The following is a 25746-nucleotide window of genomic DNA, read 5'->3' on the forward strand; positions in this document are numbered from 1 at the left end:
GCGAGGGGCGGCCTGCGAGGGGCGGCCTGCGAGGGGCGGCCTGCGAGGGGCGGCCTGCGAGGGGCGGCCTGCGAGGGGCGGCCTGCGAGGGGCGGTGCCGGGGGCTGGGCGCGGGGATCGGGCGGTCTTGCCCGGCCTTCGGACGTGCGGGTTGCTAGCGTTGCCGTCGATGACTTCGCGGACTCGAACGCCGCTGGGCCGCTCGGCGGCCATGGTGGGCGACACCGATCCTGTGCCTGTTCCCGGTGAGCGGATCGGGTGGGGCGAGGCGCCGCTCCGCGTCCGTGCCGCGCTCGGGTTCGCCGTGGTGGGCGCTGTGCTGCAGAGCGCGGGACCGGTCGTCGGGCTGGTGGACGGCTCGCCGCCGCGGGGGTTTGGCGCGGTGCCGCTGTTGGTGGTGCTCGCGCTGCTGCCCCCGTTGTGCGCGGTGGTTCTCACCGTGGCCGGGCGGGCGGTCACGGCCGCTGGGGTGCTCGTCGGGGCGGCGTTGCTCGCGCCAGGGCGGGCGCTGGTCGACGCGCAGTTCCTCGCCGAGCCACTGGTCGCCTCGCGGCCCGAGATCATGGTTCCCACCAGCCTCGCGCCGCTCACCGCTGGCGGCGGGCTGTGGCTGCTGCTCGGCGGGCACCTCGCCGTCGCCGTCGCCGGGCTGCTCGCGGTGGGGCGGGCGGGGGCTCCGCTCGGGACCGCCTACGCCGCCGAGTTCGACGACCACTCCGACGACCGCTCCGCCCGCGCCCGCGGGATCTCGCTGTTCTTCGCCCTGGTCGCGGGCAGCGGCGCCGCCGTCGGGCTGCTGCTCGCGCCGTTCGTCTCCGCCGACGCGTTCGTGCTCGCGGGCGACGTCATCGAAAGCCCCGCCCCCGCCCGCTACGGACTGCTGGCGCTCGCCGTCGCCACGGCGGCCGCCGCGGTGTTCGCCGCCGGGTCCGACCGGCCCGCCGTCGCCCGCGGCGTGCTGACCGGCGTGGCGCTGGCCGTGCTGGCGGTCACCGGGCCGCAGATCGCCGCGGGCCTGGTGGTCGACCGGCTCAGCCCCGCTCCCGGGCCGTACTTCGCGGCCCTGGGCATAGCCGCCGTGACCGCCGCGGTCTGGCTGCTCGGCCGCGACGCGCCCGAACCCGAGCAGCGCGAGGTGAGCCTGGAGTCCGGTCGGGTGCACCGGGTCGCCGGGGTGCTCGGCCTCCTGGCGGGCGCGGCGGCGCTCGGCGCGGCCTTCGGCGACCAGCTCGTGGTCGCCGCGGGCATCGAAGCGCCGGTCGCCTACTCGAACCGGCTGTTCGTCCCGGCCGGGCTGCTCGTGCTCGGCCTTTCCGCCGCCCTGCTCGTCCCGCGCGCCGCGCCCGCTGTGCGGCCTGCGTTCACCGTCGCCCTCGCCGCCGTGCCTCTCGCGGCCGCGGCCGCGCTCGACGGCGCGTTCACCGCCACCGGGGTAAGCGACGACGTCCGGGTCGGGCCGGGGGTGTGGTCCGCGGGCGTCGCGCTCGCGTTCGCCGTCGCCGCCGCCGTGGCGGGCGGGATCGCGGGCGGCGCCGAACGCGACGACGTCGACCTCACCGAGCGCCGGGTCGACCTGACGCTCGCCGGTCCGCTGGCCGCGGCCGCCCTGTTCGCCGTCGGTGCCTTCGGCCTTCCCGCGGTCAAGGCGCCCGCCCTGGTCCCGCCGGGCATCTGGGCCGAGTTCCGGCTGGCTTCCTGGGGTCTGCTGCTCGCGGTCCTGGTCGTGCTTGCCGTCACCGTGATAGCCCCGGCGTCCCGGCCCACCCGCGCGGCCGCGCTGCTGCTCGGCGCGGCCGGGCTCGTCGGCGTGCGGGTGCTGGAGTTCCCGCTGACCGCGGCCCGCGCCGAGCAGTCGGCGCCCGGCCCCGGCCTGTGGCTGTCGCTGGCCTGCCTGGCGGCCCTGGTCGTCGGCGCCGCGACCGCGGTGGCGCGCCGGTGAGGCGCGTGCGGATCGTCCTCGCCGAACTCGGGCCGGGGGAGCGCGCCCAGGCCGTCGCGCGCGACCTGCGCGACGCGGGTGCCGAGGTCATCTACACCGGCAGGCTCACCGGCCCCGCGCACGTCGTGGGCACCGCGCTGCAGGAGGACGCCGACGCGATCGCCGTCGACGAGCAGCGGGAAGCGGTCGCGTCGCTGCTGTCCGAACAGGACGCCCCCGACGTCGAGGTCCTCGGGTTCGACACCGTCCTGGACTGGGCGAGCGAGGCCGGGCGTGAGGCCCGCCACGGGCGGTGAGCGAACTCACCACCTGCCGTGATGGACCTCACCGGGTGCGAAGTGTCAACCCCATTCCCACGTCGCTAGGGTTCCCACCGTCCGACAGCAGCGCGTCGACACCGTAGTCAGGAGACTGTCGAGTGGACCTGTACGAGTACCAGGCGAAGGACCTCTTCGCCGCCCACGGGGTCCCGGTCCTGCCGGGCGACGTGGCAAGCACCCCCGAGGAAGCCCGCGCGATCGCGGAGAAGCTCGGGCAGACCGTCGTCATCAAGTCGCAGGTCAAGACCGGCGGCCGCGGCAAGGCGGGCGGCGTGAAGCTCGCCGACGACCCGGCCGACGCCCAGGTCAAGGCCGAAGCGATCCTCGGGCTGGACATCAAGGGGCACATCACCCGCAAGGTGCTGGTGACCGTGGCGTCCGACATCGCCGAGGAGTACTACTTCTCCTTCCTGCTCGACCGGGCCAACCGGACCTTCCTCGCCATGGCCTCGGCCGAGGGCGGCATGGAGATCGAGCAGCTGGCCGTGGAGCGCCCCGAGGCGCTGGCCAAGGTCCCCGTGGACGCGATCGAGGGCGTCGACCTGGCCAAGGCCCGCGACATCGTGGCCCAGGCGAAGATCCCGGCCCCGGTGGCCGAGCAGGCCGCCGAGGTCATCGTCAAGCTGTGGGACGCCTTCGTGCAGGAAGACGCCACGCTGGTCGAGGTGAACCCGCTGGTCCGCGACCCGCAGGACAAGATCATCGCCCTCGACGGCAAGGTCACCCTGGACGAGAACGCGTCCTTCCGCCACCCGGCGCACGCCGACCTGGTGGACACCGAGGCCGAGGACCCGCTGGAGGCCGCGGCCAAGGCCAAGGACCTCAACTACGTCAAGCTCGACGGCGAGGTCGGCATCATCGGCAACGGCGCGGGCCTGGTCATGTCCACCCTGGACGTGGTGGCCTACGCGGGCGAGAAGCACAACGGCGTGAAGCCCGCGAACTTCCTCGACATCGGCGGCGGCGCGTCCGCCGAGGTGATGGCCAACGGCCTGCACATCATCCTGAACGACCCGGACGTCAAGTCCGTGTTCGTCAACGTCTTCGGCGGCATCACTGCCTGCGACGCGGTCGCCAACGGCATCGTCGCGGCGCTGGCCATCCTGGGCGACGAGGCCACCAAGCCGCTCGTCGTGCGCTTGGACGGCAACAACGTCGACGAGGGTCGGCGCATTCTGGCCGAGGCCAACCACCCGCTGGTTACCGTGGTCGACACTATGGACAACGCTGCCGACAAGGCCGCCGAGCTCGCGGCCGCGGGGGTCTGACAATGGCTATCTTCCTGACCAGCCAGAGCAAGGTCATCGTGCAGGGCATGACCGGCTCCGAGGGCACCAAGCACACCGGCCGGATGCTCAAGTCCGGCACCAACATCGTCGGTGGGGTGAACCCGCGCAAGGCGGGCACCAAGGTCGAGATCGAGGGCGTCTCGCTGCCGGTCTTCGCGACCGTCGCCGAGGCGATCGAGGCCACCGGCGCGGACGTGACGGTGATCTTCGTGCCGCCGAAGTTCGCCAAGGACGCGGTGATCGAGGCGATCGACGCCGAGATCGAGCTGGCCGTGGTGATCACCGAGGGCATCCCGGTGCACGACAGCGCCTACTTCTGGGCGCACGCCGTCGCGAAGGGCAACAAGACCCGGATCATCGGCCCGAACTGCCCCGGCCTGATCAGCCCCGGACAGTCGAACGCGGGCATCATCCCCGCCGACATCACCGGCCCCGGCAAGATCGGCCTGGTGTCGAAGTCCGGCACGCTGACCTACCAGATGATGTACGAGCTGCGCGACATCGGCTTCTCGTCCGCGGTCGGCATCGGCGGCGACCCGATCATCGGCACCACCCACATCGACGCGCTCGCCGCGTTCGAGGCGGACCCGGAGACCGAGCTGATCGTGATGATCGGCGAGATCGGCGGCGACGCCGAGGAGCGGGCCGCGGCCTACATCAAGGAGAACGTCACCAAGCCGGTCGTCGGCTACGTGGCGGGCTTCACCGCCCCCGAGGGCAAGACCATGGGCCACGCAGGCGCCATCGTCTCCGGCTCGGCGGGCACCGCGCAGGCCAAGAAGGAGGCCCTTGAGGCCGCCGGGGTCAAGGTCGGCAAGACGCCGTCGGAGACCGCCGCGCTGGCGCGCGAGCTGTTCCAGGCGCGCTAAGGCGTCCGGAAGGCGTCCCGGAGGCATCCTGAAGGGCATCCTGGAAGGCATCCTGGAAGGCATCCTGGAAGGCATTGTGATGACACTGAGGCGATGACGCTGAGGTGTTAGGACCACACGGTGGGGCCGGCGCTGGTAGCGTCCGGCCCCACGGTCGTTTTCCCGATCGGGGGGAACCGACGCAGGCCTGCGGACGTCGCACGGCCGAGCGGGGCCGGCGTTCTCGTTGGCTCTGATAGTTCTTTTGTCGCTGAGGAGAGCACGCGATGACCTACCCAGGCGGTGCACCGGGCGGATACCCGGGCCCAGGACCGCAGCAGCCACCCCAGGGCTTCGGCCCGCCGCCGACCGCAGGCGGTGGCGGCAAGCTCGGCTTGGCGCAGATCCTGCACCTTGCCGTCGCGGGCCTCGGCACGCTGAACCTGTTCCTCGGTTTCGCCCCGCTCGCCATCGAGCGCAGCTTCTACGAGAGTTTCACCGGTTGGGTGCCCGGCCTGCTGTTCGTCGGCGGCCTGTTCGCGCTTCCCGCGATTCTGCCCGGTGAGAAGAAGGTCGGCATCGCCTCGGCAGCGGTGACGCTCGGCGTGACGCTGGCGTTCCTGTTCACCGTCTTCGCCGCCGACGGTGAGTTGAAGGCTGGCGGGATCATGGTGCTGATCTTCGGCATCCTGCAGGCCGTCGCCGCGGTCGCCGCGTTCCTGTTCGAGGCGGGCATCGTCAAGCCGCCGCAGCCGGGGGCGCAGCAGCACGGCCACTTCGGCCAGCCGGGCGGGTACAACCCGCAGTCGAGCCAGTTCCCGCAGCCGCAGTACGGGCAGCCGCAGCCGCCGCCGCAGTCGGGCCAGCAGACCACCTTCGCCCCGCAGCAGGGCCAGTTCGGCCAGCAGCCGCCGGGGACCCCGCCGGGCGGGTACCCGCAGCAGCCGCAGGGCTGAGCGAAGGATTTTCCCCGAGGGGGGCGGCACTCGGTGCCGCCCCCCTCGGTTTTTGTCCATTGTGGTCGCTTCACCGGATCGGGCGGGCGGCGGCGTGCCGCGCCCGATCAGCGCTAACCGAATGTCAGAGTGGGTGACATGCGCGCTGCCCGAACGGAGGTCGACCGGACTTTCCCCCGGTCACTGTGGGCCAAAGTGCTCGCGGTAGTCGCGATCGGCCCCCTGCTCGCCGTCTACGCGGCGGTGGCCGCCCTGCTGGCGTTGGTCACCGCTGTCGCCGCCGAGGCGCACTTCTCCACCGCGGGGGTCCTCGCCGCCGCCATGCCCGGCTGGCTCGCCGCGTACCAGGTGCCGGTCGGGATCGGGGGCCGCTCTCTCGGCGCGCTGCCGATGCTGCCGACGGTCCTGGTGCTGCTGCTGGTCTGGCGCACGGCGGGGAGCGCGGCCGACCGGCTCGACGTCGTCGGCCCCCGGGAAGCGGGCCGGGTGGTCGCCGCCGTGGTCGGCGCGCACGCGGTGGTGGGGCTGGGGCTGGCGTTGCTGTGCTCGGGCGGCGCGATCGACGTCGATCCGCTGGCCGGTCTGTACTACCCGGCGCTGTTAGCGGGTCTTGCCGCTTCTGTCGGCGTGCTGCCGCGCTCGGGCGCGGCCGAGTGGGTGGCGCTGCGGGTCGACCGGCTCGCGTTGCGCGGGCTGTGGGCGGGGCTGCTGGCGGTCGTGGCGCTGCTCGCGGTCGGCGCGGGTGTGCTGACCCTGGCGTTGGCCGCCTCGTTCGGCACTATCCGCGATCTGTTCGATGTGGACGACACCGGTAGCGCTGTCGGGATGCTCTTGCTGTCCGCGGGCTACCTGCCGAACGCGATCATCGCGGCTACCGGGTTCGCGGCAGGCCCCGGATTCGGCATGGGCGGGCTGTCCATCGGGCCGCTGGGCTTCACCGGCGGATCGGTCCCCGCGCTGCCGCTGCTGGGGGCGCTGCCCGCCGACCACGCGCTGTGGTGGCTGCTGCTGCTCGCCCTGCCCGCTGGTGTGGGCGCGCTGGTCGGCTGGGTGCTGCGCGCGGTGGACGACTCGCCGCGGTCGCGGCTGCGGGCCGTCGCGGTGGCCTCGGTGGTGGTCGCGCTGGTGTTCGCGGTCCTGGGCGGGAGCGCGGGCGGCCCGCTCGGCGGCGGGCCGTTCGACCCGCTCGACCTGCGGGCGGCGTGGCTGTCGGTGGCGCTGGCGGTGTGGGTGGGCGTGCCCGGCGGAATCGTGGCGTGGCTTACCGGGCCGAGGGAGCACGAGGCTATAGAGCCGGACAGCTTTGACTCGGACGGTTTCGACTCGGACAGCTCCGCCGCCGACAGCGTTGACCTGGACGATCTTGACCGGGACGACCCCGACTTCGGCGACGACCCGGCCGACGTTGATCCACATGATGATCCACTCGCCGATCCACAAGCCGCCGAGACCCCGGACGAGCCCGAGGGCGAACCGGGATCGGGGCGCTGAGCAAGATCAACTCGGCACGCCTTACGCTGGGCCTATCCCGTTCCGGTTGCCGCAGGAGTCCACGCTGAGCGCCCAGTACCCGCCCGCCACGCCTGCCAGGATCGTCGTCCTGGTGTCCGGGTCGGGCACCCTGCTGCAAGCCCTCCTCGACGAGGCGGCCCGCCCGGCTTTCCCAGCCGCGATCGTGGCCGTCGGCGCCGACCGCACCGGCATCGAGGGCCTCGCCCGCGCCGAACGCGCCAACCTGCCCGCGTTCGCCGTCCGCGTCGGCGACCACCCCGACCGCGCGGCCTGGGACAAGGCGCTCACCGACGCCGTCGCGGCCTACACCCCCGACCTGGTGGTCTCGGCCGGGTTCATGAAGATCCTCGGCCCGGCCTTCCTCGACCGCTTCGGCGGCCGGGTGATCAACACCCATCCCGCGCTGCTGCCGTCGTTCCCCGGCGCGCACGCGGTCCGCGAAGCCCTCGCCTACGGCGTCCGCGTGACCGGCAGCACGGTTCACCTGGTCGACGGCGGCGTCGACACCGGCCCGATCATCGCCCAGGAGCCCGTCGAGGTGGCTCCCGGCGACGACGAGGCGGGCCTGCACGAACGAATCAAGGCGGTGGAGCGGCGGCTCCTGGTCGACGTGGTCACCAGGATGGCGCGCGAGGGCTACACCGTGGACGGACGAAAGGTGAGCATCCCGTGACGGAATCTGCCCAGCGGCGGCCCATCCGCCGCGCGCTGATCGGCGTGTCGGACAAGGCCGGACTCCTGGAGCTGGCGACCGGCCTGCACGCCGCCGGGGTGGAGATCGTCTCCACCGGCGGCACCGCGAAGACCCTCGCCGACGCGGGCGTGCCGGTCACCCCGGTCGAGGAGGTCACCGGCTTCCCCGAGTCGTTCGGCGGCCGGGTCAAGACGCTGCACCCGCGCGTGCACGCCGGTCTGCTCGCCGACATGCGCGACCCCGCGCACGTCGCGCAGCTCGACCAGCTCGACATCACGCCGTTCGACCTGCTCGTGGTCAACCTGTACCCGTTCGTGAAGACCGTCGCCTCCGGCGCGTCGCCGGACGAGTGCGTCGAGCAGATCGACATCGGCGGCCCGGCGATGGTGCGCGCGGCGGCGAAGAACCACGCCAACGTCGCCGTCGTTGTCGACCCCGCGCGCTACGAGTGGGTCTTGGCCGAGATCGCCGCGGGTGGTTTCACCCTCGCTGACCGGCAGGCTCTTGCCGCTGCCGCGTATCGGCACACGGCGTCTTACGACGTGGCGGTAGCGTCGTGGATCGGCAACGTCTTGGCCCCCGACGACGAGGGCTCCGGCTTCCCCGGCTGGGTCGGCGCGACCTGGGAGCGCCGCGACGTGCTGCGCTACGGCGAGAACCCGCACCAGCGCGCCGCCCTCTACGTCCAGGGCGACGGCTCGTCCGGCCTGGCCACGGCGACTCAGCTGCACGGCAAAGAGATGTCCTACAACAACTACGTCGACGCCGACGCCGCCTGGCGTGCCGCCCACGACCACGCCGCGCCCTGCGTCGCGATCATCAAGCACGCCAACCCGTGCGGCATCGCGGTGTCCGAGGTGGACATCGCCGAGGCGCACCGCAACGCGCACGCGTCCGACCCGCTGAGCGCCTTCGGCGGCGTGATCGCGGCGAACCGCGAGGTCAGCGTGGCCATGGCCGAGCAGGTCGCGGAGATCTTCACCGAGGTCATCGTCGCCCCGGCCTACGCCGACGGCGCGGTCGAGGTGCTGACCAGGAAGAAGAACGTGCGCATCCTCGTCGCGGAGCCCCCGCGCCGGGGCGGCGCCGAGATCCGCCCGGTGTCCGGCGGCCTGCTCATGCAGACCGTCGACACCATCGAGGCCGAGGGCGACGACCCGGCCAAGTGGACCCTGGCGACCGGGACCGCCGTCGACGAGGCCACCCTCGCCGACCTGGCGTTCGCCTGGCGGGCCTGCCGCGCGGTGAAGTCCAACGCGATCCTGCTCGCCCGCGGCGGCGCGACCGTGGGCGCGGGCATGGGCCAGGTCAACCGCGTCGACGCCGCCCGCCTGGCGGTGTCCCGCGCGGGCGACCGGGCCAACGGCTCCGTCGCCGCGTCCGACGCCTTCTTCCCGTTCCCGGACGGCCTGGAGGTCCTGCTCAAGGCGGGCGTCCGCGCGGTCGTCCAGCCCGGTGGGTCCGTGCGGGACGCCGAGGTCATCGCCGCGGCGGAAGCGGCGGGCGTCCCCGTCTACCTCACCGGCACCCGCCACTTCGCGCACTAGACCACGCTGACGGCGCCCTTCCACCGGAAGGGCGCCGTCGCCGCGCTCACGCCGGGAACGCGTCCCACTGGACGGGGATCTTGAGGGACGAGTAGACCGACGAGCAGTAGGCGTAAGAGGTCGTGCCGGACGCGGCTTTCGCGCCCTGTGCGACCTGGCCGTTGTTGCAGACCGCCGCGCCGATAAACGAACTACCGGTGCATCGGATACCGGCGGTGGCGCTGTCATTCCATACCAACGAGCAGTTGAACGCGGCGGCTGTGCTTTCCGCGTTGGCGGTAGACGCGCCGGAGAGAAGACCGGCAGAGCTGATCAGAACCGCGGCAAGCGCCGAGGCGAAGTTCATGGTGCGCATGGAGAGACCCTTCGTTCGGTGTGGAGCCCGGCCGCCGATCTCGCCGGGTCGCTTCACGGTGGCCGGTCGGCGTGTCGCATCTGTGGACACGTTTGTCGCGACACTTCGCACCCCCGCTGACCAGGTCTTTCACTCCCAAGATGCTGTCCGTGTCGGTTTCGCTACCCTCCGACAGACAGAGGGTCGACAAGTGGAGCGGGGAGCGCGTGGACGCCGAGGAGGAGCCCGGGATCACCACCCTGGGCGAGTTGGGCGGGTATCTGCGGGCGCTGCGCAAGGGCCAAGGGCTGTCGCAGGACAACGTCAGCGGCCGCGCCGCCCGACAGCACCTCAAGATCCGCCGGGAGCGGGTCTCGGAGATCGAGAACGCCAAGCGGGAGCCGCCGACCGAGCGTGAACTGCTGGCGATCCTGACCGCCCTGCGGCGTCCTGCGGCCGACATCGAACGGCTTCAGGCCGCCCGCGCGAGAATCCTCGGCGGCGAGTCGGAAAGTCCCGTGGAGCCCACTCCGGCGCGCCGGAAAACCCGGCTGCTCACCGTCGCCGCCGCCGTGGCGATCGTCGCGGCCTCGGTGGCCGTGCTGTGGTCGAGCCGGGGCGACGAACCCGTCGCCACCCCGCAACCGGTGGCCGCCTGGGGCGCTCCGCCCGGCGCGCTGACCCCCTGCGAGACAGTCGACGGGCAACAGCACTTCGAGTGCTTCCTCTTCTCGCAAGGCAACCCGTCTTACGCGCTCGACTTCTACGCGCACTCTTATGAGGTCGTCATCTGGGAACGCAAACCGGATAACGACACGTACGCGTGGAGTCAACGCTGGCAGTTCTGGCGGATCGCCGACCGCGACGCCTACCTGCTGCGCAACCCGCGCACCACCCAGTGCCTCACCGCGCTCGGCCCCGACCTCGGGATGCCGCTGTCGATCACCCCGTGCGACCCCGCCAACCCACACCAGCTCTGGAACCGGCGAGACGGCACGCTCAAGACCCAGTCCGGTATGTGCGTCGACGTGCCCCGAGAGCAGTACCGCATGGGCGAGAAGCCGTACCTCTATCCCTGCCACGGTCGTGCCAACCAGGTGTGGCTGGCACGACACACGTGACGGTCCTCCGATCGGTTAACTTGGGGCCATGACCAACTCCCTGGGGGCTCTCTTCGACGCGGGAACCACCCACTTCGACGCGCTCACCGACCGACTGTGGGGCCCGGTAAGCGCGAGCGCGGTAGCCGTCGCTCAGCCGGTCGAGGGAGAGCACGTCTTCGACGCCTGCTACGGAACCGGCGCGTCCGCCCTGCCTACCGCCCGCGCGGTAGGACCGACCGGCCGCGTGGACGCCATCGACCTGGCCGACAAACTGCTCGCCGTCGGCCGTTCCCGCGCCGAGGGCCTGCCCTGGCTCACCTTCCACCACGGCGACGTGACGACCTGGTCCGGCGGCCCGTACGACCTGGTCCAGTGCGTTCTCGGCGTGTTCTTCCTGCCCGACATGGACGCGGGCTCCCGGGCGCTGATCAGCCGACTGCGCCCCGGCGGCCGCTTCGCCGCGACGGTCTGGCGCAAGGAGGCGATCCTGCCGGTCCCGGAAATCCTCCAGAACGCCGTGTCACCGGAGCGCGCCGAGACGCCTGCGGCACCCGTGCGGCGCGGCGCGAGCGAACGCGTCAACACCCCGGAGCTGCTCACGGCCTGGCTGACCGCCCTCGGCCTGCGCGACGCGCGGGTCGTGACCGCGCCGCACACCCTCCCCCTGGACCCGGACGTGGCCTGGGCGCTGGTGCTCGGCTCGGCGCTGCGCGGCTTCCTGACCGGCCTCGACCCGGCCGCCGTCGAACGCACCCGCGTCCGCTTCACCCAGGAACTGCTCGACCGCGGCGTGACCGCCATCGACGCCACCACCCTCGTCGGCGTCGGCACCGCGGTCTAGCTCAGAGCGCCGCCTCGACTTCCCGGGCGGCGGCGTCCACCAGCCCCGCGAACTCCCGGGCGTCTGGCGCGACGTTGCTGAACAGCCCCGCGTCCCAACCCTGGTACCCCACCGTGACGACGTGCCGGTCCTTGCGGAAGATCAGGTCCACCGAGTAGAACGCCGAGTCGGTGAACTCCTCCACGAGGACCGCCTCGTCCCCGATGTCCTCGATCTTGTGCACCACGGTCTTGTCCGCCCCGACCCCGTTCTCCGCGATCGTCCGACGGCTCTTGAGGTTCCCCTGGAACTCCGCGGCCGCCTGTTTCTCTGGTGACTGGTCGTCACTGTTGGCCTCGGTGAACTCGATCATGTGGACGCTCAGGTCGCGCAACCCCTCACCGTCGACGCCCTCCGTCTGCCCCCACTTGCACCAGACGTACTTCCGGCCCGTCCCGCCATCGGCACCCGGCACCCGGTGCGGGTTGGTGGTTCGCATCTTGGCCCGCGTGGCCGCGCTGACCCGGTCGCACTCCTGCGCCAGCGTGTCCCCGGAAGGCGGACTGCCCCCATCGGCGTGCGCGGAGAGGTAGAAGAACACCCCCGTCCCCGCCCCGCCGAGCAGCAGAACACCCACCACGATCCCCACGATCAGGGGAGCCTTGCTCTTCTTGGGCGGAACCGGCGGCGGGTAAGCCTGCGGATAGGCGTGCGGATGGGTATGCGGATAGTGGTGCCCCGGCATGTGAGTCATCGGTGTAGCCCCCCATGAGATGTGACAGCCGGAGAGTATGCCAGTCCGCTGTGGACCCGAAACAGGTTGACAGGCGACCGGCGGCGGGTACACTTGGCTTATCGAACAAGTGTTCGAGTGGGGCGACCGGAGTCGAGGCCGCTCGTCCCAGTCGCCGTCTCCCCACGGCTGTTCCGCGTATTGAGCGGTACGCGAGGCAACCAAGGGAGGTGCGCGGTGCGGTCGCTGGCTGCTTTCGGCGCGGGGAAGTACCTGGGAGCAGCCGGCGACCGTCCACCGTCCCAAGAGGACAAAATGACGGCCTCGCCTTCCGTCCCCTTGTTCGCGCCCCAACGTCCCGCCCGCCCCGCTCATGGAGACCGCCCCGCCCGCTCCGCCCACGACGGTCGCGACGGCCGCGACGGTCAAGGTCTCCGCGTGCCGCCCGGCCACGAGCAGATCCCGAGCACGTTGCGGTCAGGGCAACGCGATCATCCGCGGCCGCGCCTCCAATCGCACTTCCGGCCGCACCTCCAGCGAAACCTCCAGTCGAACCTCCGGCCATACTTCCGGCGACACCAGTCGCTTTTCCGGCCGCACTTCGCTGCTTCCGTGCCAGTCAGGCCGGTGCCAGCCAGGCCGGTGCCTGCGTCGCGGTATCGCCCCGCGCTAGCCCTCCGGCCTCTCGCGGCCTCTTCCGCCACTAGCGCGTTCGACATCCGTGCCCTGGATTTCGGCACTCCCGGCCCCAGAGTGTCCACTTCGGACGCCGTCAACGCTGTCGCCTTTTACCCTCCTGCCCCGGTGGCTCCGGTCGTCTTCGTCTTTTCCTCTGTGCTCGTGAGGCCGCGACTCTTCGCTGCTTCTCAGCCCGATGCCGCTTCTACGCTGTCGTTTTCCCCTGCGTCGCCAGTTCCTGCTGCCCTGACTGCTTTCTCCCCGCCCGTCAACCCGCCAGCCCGCACTGTTCCCCCGGCTCCCGCCACTTCCTCGGTACCCGCCACTTCCTCGGTGCCCACCGCTTTCCCGGTGTCTGTCACTTCCTCGGTACCTGCCACTTCCTTGGTGCCCATGGCTTCCTTGGTGCCCGCCACTTCCTCGGCACCCGTCGCGTCCGCTCCGATCACGGCGGCCACTGCCTTTGCTGAGATCACTTCTCCTGGGGCACCCGTTCCTGAGGTCCCCGTCGCCTCTCCTGTGCCCGCGGTCTCTCCCGCATCCACCTCTCCTGCTTTACCTGCCTCTCCTTCCGTGCCCACCTCTCCTTCCGCGCCTCCCCCTCCTTCCGTGCCCACCTCCTCTTCCGCACCTGTCTCCCCTTCTGTGCCTTCCGACCCGGCCGCGCCCTCTCCACTCGCCGCCCCCGCCCCCCTCGGGTCCCCGGTCCTGCTCGGCCCACCCAGAAAGCGGCTCGACACCCGCCAAGCCGTCAACCTCAAACCAGCAGTCGCTCTCGAAGTCGACACGCGTTCCCATCCCCTCTCGTCCCCCCGTGTCCTCCCCGTCCGCTCCGACCTGGCCGCTCTGTTCCCCTGGGGCGGCCTCCGCCGGGGCGGCACCGTCGCCGTCCGCGGTTCTTCCGCCCTCTTGCTCGCCCTCCTTGCCGAGTCCAGTGCCCGCGGTTCCTGGTCCGCCGTCGTCGGTCTGCCCGATCTCGGCGTCCTCGCCGCGGCGGAACTCGGCGTCGCCGTCGACCGATTGGCCCTGGTGCCCCGGCCCGGCGTCGACGCCGCCTCGGTCGTCGCCGCGCTGCTCGACGGTTTCGACGTGGTCGCTGTCGCCACCCCCAGGATCGGCGCGGCGCACGCGCGCAGGTTGTCGGCCAGGGCGCGCAGTCGCGGCGCGGTCCTCATCCCGTTCGGCTCCTGGCCGGGTGCCGACCTCGAACTGACCTGCGTCCGTGGCCGCTGGTCCGGTCTCGGCGCCGGGCACGGCAGCCTCGCCGCCCGCCAAGTCGACGTCCAGGCCCGCGGTCGCGGCGCCGCGGCCCGTCCCCGGCACGCCTCTTTCACTCTTCAGGGCGGTCTTCCCACTCCATGCTTGACGCCTCCCGTCGTCGAACATATGTTCGAGACAGGCAGTTGAAAAACCCTCATCCACCGACCCTGACCTGCGGAGAAAGTCGTGTCCCGTCTGCTCGTCCTGTGGTGTCCCGATTGGCCGGTCGTCGCCGCGTGCGCCGTCGCGGGGCGCAGCGTGGCCGCACCCGCCGCCGTCGTCTCGGCGAACCGGGTGGTCGCGGTCAACGCCTCCGCGCGGGCCGAGGGCGTCCACCTCGACCTGCGCCGCCGCGAGGCCCAGGGCCGCTGCCCTGACATCACCGTCTTCCCCGACGACCCAGATCGCGACGCCCGATTGTTCGAGCCGGTCGCGGCGGCGGTGGAGGAGGCCGCGGTCGGTGTCGAGGTGGTCTGTCCGGGGCTGGTCGCCGTTCCCGCGCGCGGCCCCGCCGCCTACTTCGGCTCGGAGGAGGCCGCCGCCGAGCGGCTCATCGACCAGGTCGCCGCCCACACCGGCGTCGAGTCCCAGGTGGGGGTCGCCGACGGTTTGTTCGCCGCCACCCGCGCCGCCCACCGCGGCGTGGTCGTCGCCCCCGGGGCAGGCGCCGAGTTCCTCGCCCCGCTGAGCATCCGGGAGTTCCGCGAGCACCCCGAACTGGTCGATCTCCTGCGCAGGCTGGGCATCCGCACCCTCGGCGCCTTCGCCGCGCTCGACCCCGGCGACGTCGTCTCCCGCTTCGGCGCCGCCGCGGGCCGCGCCCACCGCCTCGCCCGCGGCTTGGAGCAGCGCCCGCCCGCGCGCAGACGCCCGCCGGTCGACCTCTCCGTCACCCACAACCCCGACCCGCCCATCGAGCGGGTCGACGCCGCGGCCTTCGTCGCACGCGGCCTCGGGGAGCGGCTGCACTCCGGCCTCGCCGCGCACGGCCTGGCCTGCACCCGCCTCGGCATCCACGCGAGCACGGCCAACGGCGAGGAATTGAGCCGGGTGTGGCGCTGCGCCGAGCCGCTCACCCCCACGGGGATCGCCGACCGGGTCCGCTGGCAGCTTGACGGCTGGCTGCGCGGCGCCCGGCGTCCGTCCGCGGGCATCACGGTCCTGCGGCTCGAACCGGAGGAAACCGTCGACGGCCGCGCACTGCAACTGGGCCTGTGGCAGGGCGGCCACGACGAGCAGGCCGAACGCGCGGCCCGCGCGATGGTCCACGTGCAGGGGCTGCTCGGTCCGGAGGGGGTGCTCACCCCGGTCATCGGCGGCGGCCGGGGTCCCGCGGACCAGGTCCGCCTTGTCCCCTGGGGGGACGAGCGCGTCCCCGCGGCGCCCGTCGACCAGCCTTGGCCGGGGCGATTACCGGCGCCCTCTCCGGCGACGGTTCCGACGCGGACGTTGCCCGTGTCGGTGATCGACCGCGACGGCCTTGAGGTCGGGGTCACCGGTCGGTTCGTGCTCACCGGAAGGCCGGACGTGGTCGCGGTCGGCGGTGGGCAGACCCGCCGAGTCCTCGCCTGGGCCGGTCCGTGGCCCGCCGACGAGCGCTGGTGGGAGCTGGGCGCCGGGCGCAGGCGGGCCCGGTTGCAGGTGCTGCTCGCCGAGAAGTCCGAAGAGGACAGTCAGGACGCGCTGCTGCTGGTGCGTGAGAACGAGAAGTGGTCAGTGGAAGGGATATACGACTGATGATCCATGACGACGAGCAGCCCATGGTGGTCGACTGGCTCGACATGGTCGGGTTAGCCGAGCTCATCCCGCAGCCGAGGCATTCGCCGGAGAACTGGTTTCCGCCGGGTGGGGTCCCTGAGCGCTGATGGGGTGGAACAACCCGCCGGTGCGGTGGTCGGAGTTGGAGCGCGTCCTCTCCGGCCGGGCGCCTGAGATCGGCGACGGCGGCGACAGCCCCGCCTGGACCCGCCGCCGTGAGCGCTACCTGCCGCCCGCGGGGGTGAGCGCGCCGGGGGCGACCGACCACGCCGACGGCGACTCGCGGGTGCCTTACGCCGAGTTGCACTGCCACTCCAACTTCAGCTTCCTCGACGGCGCCAGCCATCCCGAGGAACTGGTGGAGGCGGCGGCGCTGCTGGGGTTGGACGCCATCGCGATCACCGACCACGACGGCATGTACGGGGTGGTCCGGTTCGCCGAGGCGGCACGGGAGTTGGGCATTCGGACGGTGTTCGGGACCGAGTTGAGCCTGGGGCTGACGGCTCCGCAGAACGGCGTCGCGGATCCGGAGGGGGAGCACCTGCTGCTGCTCGCCGAAGGGGAGGAGGGGTACCGCAGGCTGTGCCGTGTCCTGACTTCCGCCCACCTGCTGGGCGGGGAGAAGGGCAAACCGGATTACAACCTGGCGGAGGTGGTCGAGGAGACCCGTGATCACTGCGTCGTGCTCACCGGGTGCCGCAAGGGCGCGGTCCGCCGCGCGCTCGCCGAAGGGGGGCCTGCCGCGGCCTTCGAGCAGTTGCGCCTGCTGGTCGTCGCGTACGGGCCTGACCGGGTGTTCGTCGAGTTGGTCGACCACGGCCTGCCCGAGGACTCGGCCCGCAACGACCTGATGGCCGGGATGGCCGCGGAGTTGGGCTTGCCCACGGTCGCGACCAACGCCGTCCACTACGCGCACCCCGCGCGTGGGCGCCTGGCCGCGGCGATGGCCGCGGTGCGGGCGCGGCGCGGCCTTGACGACCTGGCCGGGTGGCTGCCGCCGTCGGCGACCGCTCACCTGCGCACCGGCAGGGAGATGGCCGCCCGGTTCGCGCGGTATCCGGGGGCGGTGCAGCGCGCCGCGGTCCTCGGGGTGCGGCTGTCCTTCGACCTGAGCTTGGTGGCCCCGGAGTTGCCGCCCTTCGACGTGCCGGAGGGGCACACGGAGATCTCCTACCTCCGGGAGTTGGCTTACCGCGGCGCGGCGGTCAAGTACGGCTCGGCCGCGGAGTCCCCTCGGGCCTTCGCGCAGATCGCCCACGAGTTGCGGGTGATCGAGGAGTTGGGGTTCCCCGGCTACTTCCTGGTGGTCTGGGACATCGTGCGGTTCTGCCGGGCCAACGGCATCCTCTGCCAGGGCCGCGGCTCCGCGGCCAACTCGGCGGTCTGCTTCGCGCTCGGCATCACCAATGTCGACGCGGTCCGGTGGGAGTTGCTGTTCGAGCGGTTCCTCGCCCCGGCCCGCGACGGCCCGCCCGACATCGACCTCGACATCGAGTCCGACCGCAGGGAGGAGGCCATCCAGTACGTCTACGACAAGCACGGCAGGCGCCACGCGGCGCAGGTGGCGAACGTGATCACCTACCGCGCCAAGTCCACCGTGCGCGACATGGCCAAGGCGCTGGGGTACTCCCCGGGCCAGCAGGACGCGTGGAGCAAGCAGATCGACCGGTGGGGTCCGCTGAGCAGCACGGTCGGCGACAACCACCTCGACGTGCCGCCCGCCGTGCTCGAACTGGCCGGGCAACTGGAGGGTTTCCCACGCCATCTGGGCATCCACTCCGGCGGGATGGTCATCTGCGACCGCCCGGTCAGCGAGGTCTGCCCGGTCGAGCCCGCCCGTATGCCCAACCGCACGGTCTTGCAGTGGGACAAGGACGACTGCGCCGCCGTCGGCCTGGTCAAGTTCGACCTGTTGGGCCTGGGGATGCTCTCCGCCCTGCACTACATGGTCGACCTTGTCGAAGAGCACCACGGCAGGAAGATCGACCTGGCCGAACTCGACCTTTCGGACCAGAAGGTCTACGACATGCTCTGCCGCGCCGACTCGGTCGGCGTGTTCCAGGTGGAGAGCCGAGCCCAGATGGCCACCCTGCCCCGGCTGAAACCCCGGGAGTTCTACGACCTGGTGGTCGAGGTCGCCCTCATCCGCCCCGGCCCCATCCAGGGCGGTTCCGTCCACCCCTACATCCGCCGCAAGAACGGGATCGAGAAGGTCGCCTACGACCACCCCCGCCTGGAAAACGCCCTCCGCAAGACCCTGGGCGTGCCCCTGTTCCAGGAACAGCTCATGCAGGTCGCCGTCGACATCGCCGACTTCACCCCCGCCGAGGCCGACGAACTCCGCCGCGCCATGGGCGCCAAACGCTCCACCCGCCGCATGGAACGCCTCCGGGAACGCTTCTACCAGGGCACAGCCAACCACGGAGTGGACGAGGCGCTGGCGGGCCGCATCTACGAGAAACTCATGGCCTTCGCCAACTTCGGCTTCCCGGAAAGCCACGCGCTGAGCTTCGCCTACCTTGTTTTCGTCAGCTCCTGGTTCAAGCTGTACTACCCGGCTGCCTTCTGCGCCGCCCTGCTCCGCGCCCAGCCCATGGGCTTCTACTCCCCCCAGTCCCTGGTGGCCGACGCCCGCCGCCACGGTGTGACCGTCCTCGGCCCCGACATCAACGCCAGCCTCGCCCACCCCACCCTCGAACCCCACCCGACCGAGCCCGCCCCGGCCGAACCCGGCCCGGAGAACCCGCAACGCCCTGAAGACCACCTTCGGGGCGTTCGGCGCGAGCCGCCGGGGGAATCGGCGGGCACTGACGACCGCGGGGAGCGCGTCGCTTCGGTGGCTGTGCGCATGGGGCTTGGCTCGGTCCGCACCATTGGCGACGAGTTGGCCAAGCGCATTGTCGAGGTTCGGGGGGACGAGCCTTTCCAGGACATGGTCGACCTGGTGCGGCGGGTTTCCCTCAACCGGGCACAGATCGAGGCGCTGGCCACCGCGGGCGCCTTCGGCTGCTTCGGGCTGCGGCGCCGGGCGGCCCTGTGGGCGGCGGGCGCCGTCGCGGGGGAGAGCGCCGACCGGCTGCCCGGGACGGCCGTCGGTGTCCGGGCCCCCGAGCTTCCCGGCATGGACGAGATCGAGGTCGCCGTGGCCGACGTCTGGGCCACCGGCCTGTCACCGGACAGTTTCCCCACGCAGTTCATCCGCGGCCGCCTCACTCGGCTCGGCGCGATCCCGGCCGCCGAGTTGTCCAAAGTGGACAGCGGGACCCGGGTCCTGCTCGGCGGCGCGGTGACCCACCGCCAACGGCCGCAGACCGCGGGCGGTGTCACGTTCCTCAACATCGAGGACGAGACCGGCATGGTCAACGTCGTCTGCTCACCCGGTCTCTGGGCCCGCTACCGCCGAGTCGCGCGCGGCAGCGCCGCCCTGCTGGTGCGGGGCATTGTCGAGAGCACGGAAGGTGTGGTGAGCCTCTACGCCGACCACTTGCGGCACCTGGACCTCCGCATCCCGGCCAAGTCCCGCGACTTCCGCTGACCGCGACCACAACACCCAAGCAACGACTGCGGGCGCTGTCGACCAACCCCTTGGGAATACTCACTTTTGAGCGTTTTCCGGCACCCCGTCCAGCCTACGATCGACCGGTGGCGGGTAAGGAGAAAGACGGGCTCGCCCTCATCGTCGTGGGCTTGGACGGCGGTCTGCCGTCGAAGAACGCGTCCGCGTGGGCGGCGGGCCTCGCCCGCCGCGAGCACGCCAAGTTGCTGCTGGTCTACGTGGAACCGCTGGCCAATCCGGCTTACTGGACCGGTGTCGGCATGGAAGGCGCCGCCGAGGCCGCCGTGGCGTACGTCGCGGAGATGCGCCGCGACGCCGCCCGCTACCTCGACCCGGTCGGCGTCGCGTGGGACGTCGTGCATGTGCGGGGGGACGCGGCGCGCGGGCTGGAGTCGGTCGCCGAGCGGTTCGAGGCCGACTGCATCGTCGTGGGCCGGTCCGGTCGGGGCGGCGGCCGGGTCGGCTCGGTGCCCAAGTCGCTGATCGCCGACGCCTTGCGGCCGATTGTCGTGGTGCCGTGACAGTCTGGGCGGGTGGAGACCGGCGAGGACTACAGCGACACCGACCTGCATGGCCAGCACTGGGAGCAGCGGCACTTCACCGACTGCGACTTCACCGACGCGGACATGCGCGGCCTGGTGACCAGCGGCTGCACCTTCACCCGGTGCGAGTTCGCCCGCGCCGACCTCGGCGAGTCGAAACACAGGTCGACGGCGTTCCGCTCCTGCTCGTTCGACCGGACCACGCTCACCGAGAGCGAGTTCATCGGGTGCAGCCTGATCGGGTCCACGTTCCTCGACTGCAGGCTGCGCCCGTGGACGGTGCGCGACAGCGACCTGACCCTGGTCGGCCTGTCCGGCGCCGCGCTGCGCAAGGCCACGCTCGCCGGACTCCGGTTTCGCGAGGCGAACCTCACCGAGGCCGACTTGCGGGAAACCGACTTGCGGGAGGCGGACCTGTCCGGCGCCCGCCTCCGCGGCACCAACCTGCTCGGCGCCGACCTGCGCGGGGCGCGGATCGACGCCGACGGCCTCGTCCAGGCCACGCTGCGTGGCGCGCGCGTCGACCTTGACACGGCCGTGGCATTCGCCGCCGCGCACGGCCTGGTGATCGACGCCGGTTAGGGCCGGGTGGGCGCTTCCCGGTCGTTGACCTCCACGAGGACGCCCGCGTCCAGCAACTCCACGATCGAGCGGGCCAACAGGTACGCGGTGCCGCCGCCGGGCTGCTCGAACCACGGAATCGCGACCCCGGTCAGCGCCTCGGTCGGCTTGACCACCCGGTACGCGCGGTAGGGCCGATTCACCCAGTCCGGGACCAACGAGCGTCGCTCGAACGGGGTGCCCGCGGCGTAGGTGAGGTTGCCGCCGGGCTCGCCGTAGCGGTCGATCTCGGTGCCTGGGGCCAGTTCCAGCAGTCGCTTGCCGCGGAACAGGGTCAGCGGCGGCTCACCAGGCCGTGGCTGGATCGGCCAGTCCTGGGGCCTGCGCGGGGTCAGCGACGGCTCCGGCCCGCGGGCCTCGGCGCGTGGCGTTGGCCGAGGCTCGGGCCTGCGTGGGACGAAGTCGTCCTCGTCGTCGTCCTCGTCGTCGAACACCGCGGCGGGCGCGGCGGCGGCAGGCGCAGGCTCCGGTGCGGCGCCCCGACCGCCGAACGCGAACGGCTTCGCCTCGGCCGGGGTGAACAGGTCCTCTTTCTCGGGCCGGGACGGCTGGAACAGGTCTTCGCCGGGTGTGGGCCGCACCTGCCTGCGCGCCCGGTAGTCGTACTCGTCATCGTCGTCGTCTTCGAGATCGGCAGGCGACGCCTGCACGGTCGCGGGCCCCGGGTCGACCGGGGCGCCGCGCGCCCCCGAGTCCAACAGGACCTTCCCGACCAGGAACGCCGCGGCGTCGGCCACGTCCGCGAACACCGTCGGCGCCACGAAGCCCTGGTCGAACCAGCCGACCCGCCAGCCCTCGCCGGTCTGCTCCATGGTCCACGCCGCCGCCCCCGGCGTCCCGATCCGGTACCGGGACTCGCCGATTCCCAATTCGGTCAACCGGGTCCGCGCCCGCTCGACGGTCGCCGCGGGCGACCCCTGCTCGGGCAACGCGGCAGGCGGCACTTCGGCGGACCAGCTTCCGGCAGGCTGCCGGTTGGCGCGACTGTCCTTTTCGGATACGTGATTGTCTTTTGTGGACCGCGAATCCTGGGCCTTGGCGTCGCCCATCGGGACGCCTGCCGCTGTCGGGACCTCGGACCCGTTGCGCCGCACGGGAACCGTGTCGCGTTCGGACTCGCCCTGCCGCCACCCCGGCCGCGCGCTCGCCTCGGCCTGCTCGGCGACGTGCTGCTGGTGCGCCAACTCGGCCTGATCGTTGGACTGGGCCTCGTCCGCGGCCGCGCCTTCGGTGAGCCGGGCTTCATCGGTCGGCCGCTGCTCAGGGGAGACGCCAGCGGTCTCGGTGAGGCCTGCCTCGTCGGCTGCCTGCGTGCCGTGCGGCTCGCTCGCCGGTTGCGCTTGCCCGGTTTGGTCGGTGAAGCCGGGGTCCGAGGACGCGTCCGCGTCGGGGATGCCCACCTGGTTGTCGACGTGACGGTCCTGCGTGCGGGGCGACTCCTGGGCCTCGTCGCCGAACCCCGTGTCGGCGAACCGCTGACCATCGGTGGACTGCGTGCCTTGGTCCGCGACCTGATCGGCGGCCGGGTGGCTCGCGACCGGGGCGTCGGCGTGGTCGGCGGGCTGTGGCTCGTCCGCCGGGTCGGCGTACCGCGTGTCGACTGCCGCGTGGGCCTGCCCGGACTCGTCGGTGGCCTGGGCGTCGACCTGGCCCGCGGACTCCTGGGCGTCTACGAGGTCGGCCTGGCCGAACCGCGACTCTTCCGCCGAGTCGGCCTGGTCGGCGAAGTGCGCGTGATCCCCTTGCTGGGAACGGGATTCCTCGCCTGACTCGGGATCGACGTAGTCCGCTGCACTGGCGTGGTGAGACTGTTCGCCTGTCCCGGTGGCCGAGTGGGGCTGGTCGGCGAACTCGGGCAGGGACTGGTCTTGGGGCTGTCGGTCACCGGCGAACAGGGGGTCCGCTGTGAACTGCTCGTCTGCTGAGTGCGGCTGGTCGGTGAACCGGGACCTGGGCTGCTCGGTGGATTCGAGGTCGGCGGTGTCGTGCTCGGTGAACCGGGTGGCTGTCGAGTCGGTGAACTGAGCGCCCGTTGGGTGGGGCTGTTCAGCGTGTCGGGTGCCGGACTGAGGGGCTTCCGCCTGGGCGGCGAACTGGTCGTCGGTGGTGAATCGCGCGTCGGCTTGGTCGGCGGCGTGGGACCCGCCTGGGTTGGTGAGACCGGCCTCGGTGTGCGGGGCGAACTGGGATTCGCCTGCCTGCGGATGAGGGGTGAAGCGCGGATCGCCGGTGAGAGGTCGGTCGGCGAACTGTGGTTCGTCGGTGGAGTGGGGTTGGGTGGCCGACCGGGATTCGTCCTCGGAGTGGGGCTGGTCGGCGAACCTCGGTTCGTCGGTGAGGTAGGGCTGGTCGGTCTGCTGTGGTTCGTGAGTGGGGTGTGGTTGGTTGGCGAACCTTGGTTCGTCGGTGGGGTGGGGCTGGGTGGTGAGCCCCGGTTCGTCACTGGGGTGGGGTTGGTCGGCGAACTGCGGCTCACCGTCTGCGTGGGACTGGGGGGTGAACCGCGGTTCGTCGGCCGGATGGGATTGAGGGACGGCCTGGGATTCGTCGGCAGGGGACGGCTGGGTGAACCCGGCCGCCGCCTGGTCGGCGAACTGGGAGTCGGACTCCTCCGTGGACTGGGCATCCACCACGGCGCGGGACCGGGCGGCGAAAGCCGATCCGGCCTGGGCTGTGTGCGACCCGCCCGCGAACGGGGACTGGTCAGCGACGTGGGAGCCGTAAGCCTGCTCCGCGTGGCGGGCGTCGTCGGCGGCTTCTGGCCCGCGCTCGTAGGCGTGGTCGGCCGGGTCGGCGAAGTGCTGTTGGGGGTCGGTCGACTGGGGAGCGCCCGCGGCGAGGTCGGCCTGCGGCGGCTGGGGGGCGAACCGGTCCGCCTGGGCGGTCGCGAAGTGGGTGTCCGGAGCCGCTTCCGGCTGGTCGCCGAAGGTGGGCTCAGTGGCCTGGCGCCTGCGGTCGGCGTCCTCGTCAGCGAAGTCCGGCCGGGGGGTTTCTGGCTGGGGTTCGCCTGTCCCCGGGGAGTAGGCGAATGCGGGTTCAGCCTGGTCGGTGAGGTCCTGTTGCCGAACCAAGCGCGGGTCTGCCGCGGGTTCGGCTGGGTGGTCGGGGGTGTGGTCGGCGTAGGCCGGTTCGTTTGGCTGTGGGGAGTAGGCGTAGGTGGGTTCGGGTTGGTTGGTGAGGTTCTGTTGCCCGGTCGAGCGCGGGTCTGCCGCGGGTTCGGCTGGGTGGTCGGGGAAGTGGTCGGCGTAGGCCGGTTCGTTTGGCTGTGGGGAGTAGGCGTAGGTGGGTTCGGGTTGGTTGGTGAGGTTCTGTTGCCCGGCCAGGTGGGGGTCTTCCGCGGGCTCGGCCGGATGGTCAGCGGCGAAAGCCTGCTCGCCTGAGGGTGAGGGCTGGCCGTAGGCGGGTCCCGGGTCGGGGTGGTCGGTTTCCTGGGGCTCGGCGTGGTCGTTCCGGTGTGGGGTGGTGCGGCCGGTTTCCGCGGACTCGGGCTGGTCGGCGGGGGACTCGTCTGGTCGCCGGGGCTCGGTGGCGTCTGGTTGGGGGGTGTTCGCCGACTGGTCGAAGCGGGGGGCGTCGATCAGGTCGGCGAAGTGGGGTTCGGGCGCCGCCTGCTCGTCGGCCGACTCGGGAGGATCAGCGGGGGACCAGGTGGGCTGGTTGTCCTGGTCCGCCTGGGGCTGGAACAGGTCCGTCTCGGCCGCCGCGGCGGGCTGGGGGACCTCGGCTGCCGTTGCCGGGGCCTCGGTGGGCCGGGCGGCCGACGCCCAGGAGGGGACCCACTGGTCGCCGGGCGGGGTGGGCTCGGGGGCTCGGCGGCGGCCGGTTTGGCGGGACTCCTGCGCCGGGTCCTGGGCTGGGGTCTCGGTGAACGCCCACGCGGATTCCGCTGACTCGGCCGCGGGAGTGCGGGACCAGGGCGGCGGGGTGTCGAACGCGGAGGGCTCGCGGCGGGCCGGTTCGTGGCCGAGGTTCACCTCGGCGGGGGCGAAGGCGTCGAAGCTGGTGCCGAAGGGGCCCGGCTTGCCGGTCTCCGCGCCGCCGCTGGGGGACCAGCGGTCGCCGGTGAACTCGCGGGGGGTTTCCGGCTGGGGTGGCTGGGTGTAGTCGTTCCCGGTGGGCGGAGTTGGGGTGGACTCGGCGGGGGTGAATTCGCGGGGGGTTTCCGGCTGGGGTGGCTGGGTGTAGTTGTTTCCGGTGGGCGGGGTCGGGGCGGGCTCGGCGGGGGTGAATTCGCGGGGGGTTTCCGGCTGGGGTGGCTGGGTGTAGTCGTTCCCGCGGGGCGGGGTCGGGGCGGGCTCGGCGGGGTCCGGGGTCCGCGGCGGCGCGGCCGGGCTTTCCGCCGCGGCGCGCGGCGGGCCGCCGAGGCCGCCCGCGGCGGGGACGCCGCCGGGGCGGGGCGGGCGCGCGGGGCCGCGGCTGACGAAGGCCGCCGCCGCGGCGCGGGAGTTGTCGTCCACCTCGGGGACGGTGAAGTCGGTGCGGCGGATGTGGTCCACCAGGTCCGGCTCCGGGGGCACGCCGTGCACGCGCAGGTAGTAGTTGACCGCGGCGGGCCAGATCCAGGCGCCGTCGGTGTGGAAGGCGACGGGGACGGCGAGGCGGCCTTCCTCGTCCAGGTGGTCGGTGTCGAAGCCGCGACCGGGCAGGACGACCGGGGCACTGTCGAGGTAGTGCTGCAGGTCGTCGCGCTCGGTCTCGTCCAGCGGTGGGCGGTTGATCGCGGGGCGGCCCCCTGGGGCCTGGCCGTCGAAGATCCGGGCCATGCGGAACGGCGGCTTGAGCGAGGCGAGGCGGCGGATCAGCCAGTCCGGCACGTTCTCCTCGTCGCGGGGGAAGGTGCGCAGGTCGTCGGCGTAGGCGGGCGGTGGCGGCGGGGTGATCCACCGCGGCTCGTCGCGGTCGTATTCGAGGTTGTACGCCGACGGGTGATCCAGTTGGTACCGCGCGTTGTACCAGGTGCCGCGGCCTTCCCGGTACATCCCGGCGCGCAGCCGGGAGAACAGCATGGCGATGTCCGGCGAGACGGGGAAGTCCGCGACGGTCTCATCCCGGAACGTGACCCGGCCCGCGGTTTCCCGGTACCGCCCGAGCGCTCTGTACTCGACGCTCACCGAGGCCCACTCCGCCGGTGCGGCCCGGAGCAACGCCAGCCCGATCTGCTTGACCAGGGCGTCCTGTTCGGTCGGGTTCAGCTGCGTCGGTTGTGCCACGGTGACATCTTCTCCTGCCGGGATGC

At 72.2% G+C, this 25746-nt stretch carries 20 protein-coding genes; 16 read left to right on the forward strand and 4 right to left on the reverse strand.

What is annotated here, in order from left to right:
* The first annotated feature begins 169 nt into the window (after nt 1-169).
* The 8 genes from BLS56_RS17095 to purH all read left to right on the forward strand — a co-directional run bounded on the left by BLS56_RS17095 (nt 170) and on the right by purH (nt 9105).
* The gene (locus tag BLS56_RS17095) at nt 170-1939 is read left to right on the forward strand and encodes a hypothetical protein (protein ID WP_139190763.1); all 1770 of its coding nucleotides are present in this window, start codon (nt 170-172) and stop codon (nt 1937-1939) included.
* Nucleotides 1936-2235, forward strand: a complete 300-nt coding sequence (locus tag BLS56_RS17100) for a hypothetical protein (RefSeq protein ID WP_139190766.1) — start codon at nt 1936-1938, stop codon at nt 2233-2235. The genes BLS56_RS17095 and BLS56_RS17100 overlap by 4 nt, the downstream gene beginning before the upstream one ends.
* A 122-nt stretch (nt 2236-2357) precedes the next feature.
* On the forward strand, nt 2358-3527 hold the full coding sequence (gene sucC, locus BLS56_RS17105) for an ADP-forming succinate--CoA ligase subunit beta (protein ID WP_091451725.1): 1170 nt from the start codon (nt 2358-2360) through the stop codon (nt 3525-3527).
* Nucleotides 3528-3529: 2 nt separating this feature from the next.
* Nucleotides 3530-4417 carry a succinate--CoA ligase subunit alpha gene (gene sucD / locus BLS56_RS17110; RefSeq protein WP_091451726.1) on the forward strand — a complete coding sequence of 296 codons (888 nt, stop codon included), beginning with the start codon at nt 3530-3532 and terminating at the stop codon, nt 4415-4417.
* 266 nt (nt 4418-4683) lie between these two features.
* A complete protein-coding gene (locus tag BLS56_RS17115; protein ID WP_091451729.1) occupies nt 4684-5352 on the forward strand; it encodes a DUF5336 domain-containing protein in 669 nt (222 codons plus the stop codon).
* Nucleotides 5353-5490: 138 nt separating this feature from the next.
* Nucleotides 5491-6843, forward strand: coding sequence for a cell division protein PerM (locus tag BLS56_RS17120; protein WP_091451730.1), 1353 nt, complete (start codon nt 5491-5493; stop codon nt 6841-6843).
* 46 nt (nt 6844-6889) lie between these two features.
* Entirely contained in the window at nt 6890-7537 is a 648-nt protein-coding gene (gene purN / locus BLS56_RS17125; RefSeq protein ID WP_228771713.1) for a phosphoribosylglycinamide formyltransferase, read from the forward strand.
* Nucleotides 7534-9105, forward strand: a complete 1572-nt coding sequence (gene purH, locus BLS56_RS17130) for a bifunctional phosphoribosylaminoimidazolecarboxamide formyltransferase/IMP cyclohydrolase (protein ID WP_091451735.1) — start codon at nt 7534-7536, stop codon at nt 9103-9105. The genes purN and purH overlap by 4 nt, the downstream gene beginning before the upstream one ends.
* A 46-nt stretch (nt 9106-9151) precedes the next feature.
* Here purH and BLS56_RS17135 read toward each other — a convergent pair whose 3' ends face one another.
* Entirely contained in the window at nt 9152-9460 is a 309-nt protein-coding gene (locus BLS56_RS17135) for a hypothetical protein (protein ID WP_091451738.1), read from the reverse strand.
* Nucleotides 9461-9666: 206 nt separating this feature from the next.
* On the opposite strand from BLS56_RS17135, the gene BLS56_RS32320 reads away from it, so the two are divergent.
* Nucleotides 9667-10560 carry a ricin-type beta-trefoil lectin domain protein gene (locus tag BLS56_RS32320; RefSeq protein ID WP_091451741.1) on the forward strand — a complete coding sequence of 298 codons (894 nt, stop codon included), beginning with the start codon at nt 9667-9669 and terminating at the stop codon, nt 10558-10560.
* Nucleotides 10561-10588: 28 nt separating this feature from the next.
* Nucleotides 10589-11383: a class I SAM-dependent methyltransferase gene (locus BLS56_RS17145; RefSeq protein WP_091451743.1), complete on the forward strand. Its 795-nt coding sequence runs from the start codon at nt 10589-10591 to the stop codon at nt 11381-11383.
* Between the two features lies 1 nt (nt 11384).
* Here the strand turns inward: BLS56_RS17145 and BLS56_RS17150 are convergent, their stop codons facing one another.
* Both BLS56_RS17150 and BLS56_RS30685 read right to left on the reverse strand, forming a co-directional pair.
* Entirely contained in the window at nt 11385-12116 is a 732-nt protein-coding gene (locus BLS56_RS17150) for a hypothetical protein (protein WP_139190769.1), read from the reverse strand.
* 845 nt (nt 12117-12961) lie between these two features.
* Nucleotides 12962-13249 (reverse strand): hypothetical protein, encoded by a 288-nt coding sequence (locus BLS56_RS30685; protein WP_139190770.1) that lies wholly within the window; start codon nt 13247-13249, stop codon nt 12962-12964.
* Between the two features lie 169 nt (nt 13250-13418).
* Here BLS56_RS30685 and BLS56_RS17155 point away from each other — a divergent pair, with 169 nt between their 5' ends.
* The 6 genes from BLS56_RS17155 (at nt 13419) to BLS56_RS17175 (ending at nt 20471) form a co-directional block, all read left to right on the forward strand.
* Nucleotides 13419-14180, forward strand: coding sequence for a hypothetical protein (locus BLS56_RS17155; protein WP_139190772.1), 762 nt, complete (start codon nt 13419-13421; stop codon nt 14178-14180).
* Between the two features lie 48 nt (nt 14181-14228).
* On the forward strand, nt 14229-15770 hold the full coding sequence (locus tag BLS56_RS17160; protein ID WP_091452381.1) for a DNA polymerase Y family protein: 1542 nt from the start codon (nt 14229-14231) through the stop codon (nt 15768-15770).
* Nucleotides 15770-15898 (forward strand): hypothetical protein, encoded by a 129-nt coding sequence (locus tag BLS56_RS32775; RefSeq protein WP_267463921.1) that lies wholly within the window; start codon nt 15770-15772, stop codon nt 15896-15898. Before BLS56_RS17160 ends, BLS56_RS32775 begins: the two co-directional genes overlap by 1 nt.
* On the forward strand, nt 15898-19326 hold the full coding sequence (locus BLS56_RS17165) for an error-prone DNA polymerase (RefSeq protein ID WP_091451750.1): 3429 nt from the start codon (nt 15898-15900) through the stop codon (nt 19324-19326). Before BLS56_RS32775 ends, BLS56_RS17165 begins: the two co-directional genes overlap by 1 nt.
* A 107-nt stretch (nt 19327-19433) precedes the next feature.
* The gene (locus BLS56_RS17170; protein WP_175482890.1) at nt 19434-19868 is read left to right on the forward strand and encodes a universal stress protein; all 435 of its coding nucleotides are present in this window, start codon (nt 19434-19436) and stop codon (nt 19866-19868) included.
* Nucleotides 19869-19880: 12 nt separating this feature from the next.
* Nucleotides 19881-20471, forward strand: coding sequence for a pentapeptide repeat-containing protein (locus BLS56_RS17175; RefSeq protein WP_091451752.1), 591 nt, complete (start codon nt 19881-19883; stop codon nt 20469-20471).
* Here BLS56_RS17175 and BLS56_RS17180 read toward each other — a convergent pair.
* The gene (locus BLS56_RS17180) at nt 20468-25720 is read right to left on the reverse strand and encodes a glycohydrolase toxin TNT-related protein (protein WP_091451755.1); all 5253 of its coding nucleotides are present in this window, start codon (nt 25718-25720) and stop codon (nt 20468-20470) included. The genes BLS56_RS17175 and BLS56_RS17180 overlap by 4 nt on opposite strands.
* Nucleotides 25721-25746 lie beyond the last annotated feature (26 nt).

The sequence above is a fragment of the Actinokineospora iranica genome (assembly GCF_900101685.1).
GTDB lineage: Bacteria > Actinomycetota > Actinomycetes > Mycobacteriales > Pseudonocardiaceae > Actinokineospora > Actinokineospora iranica.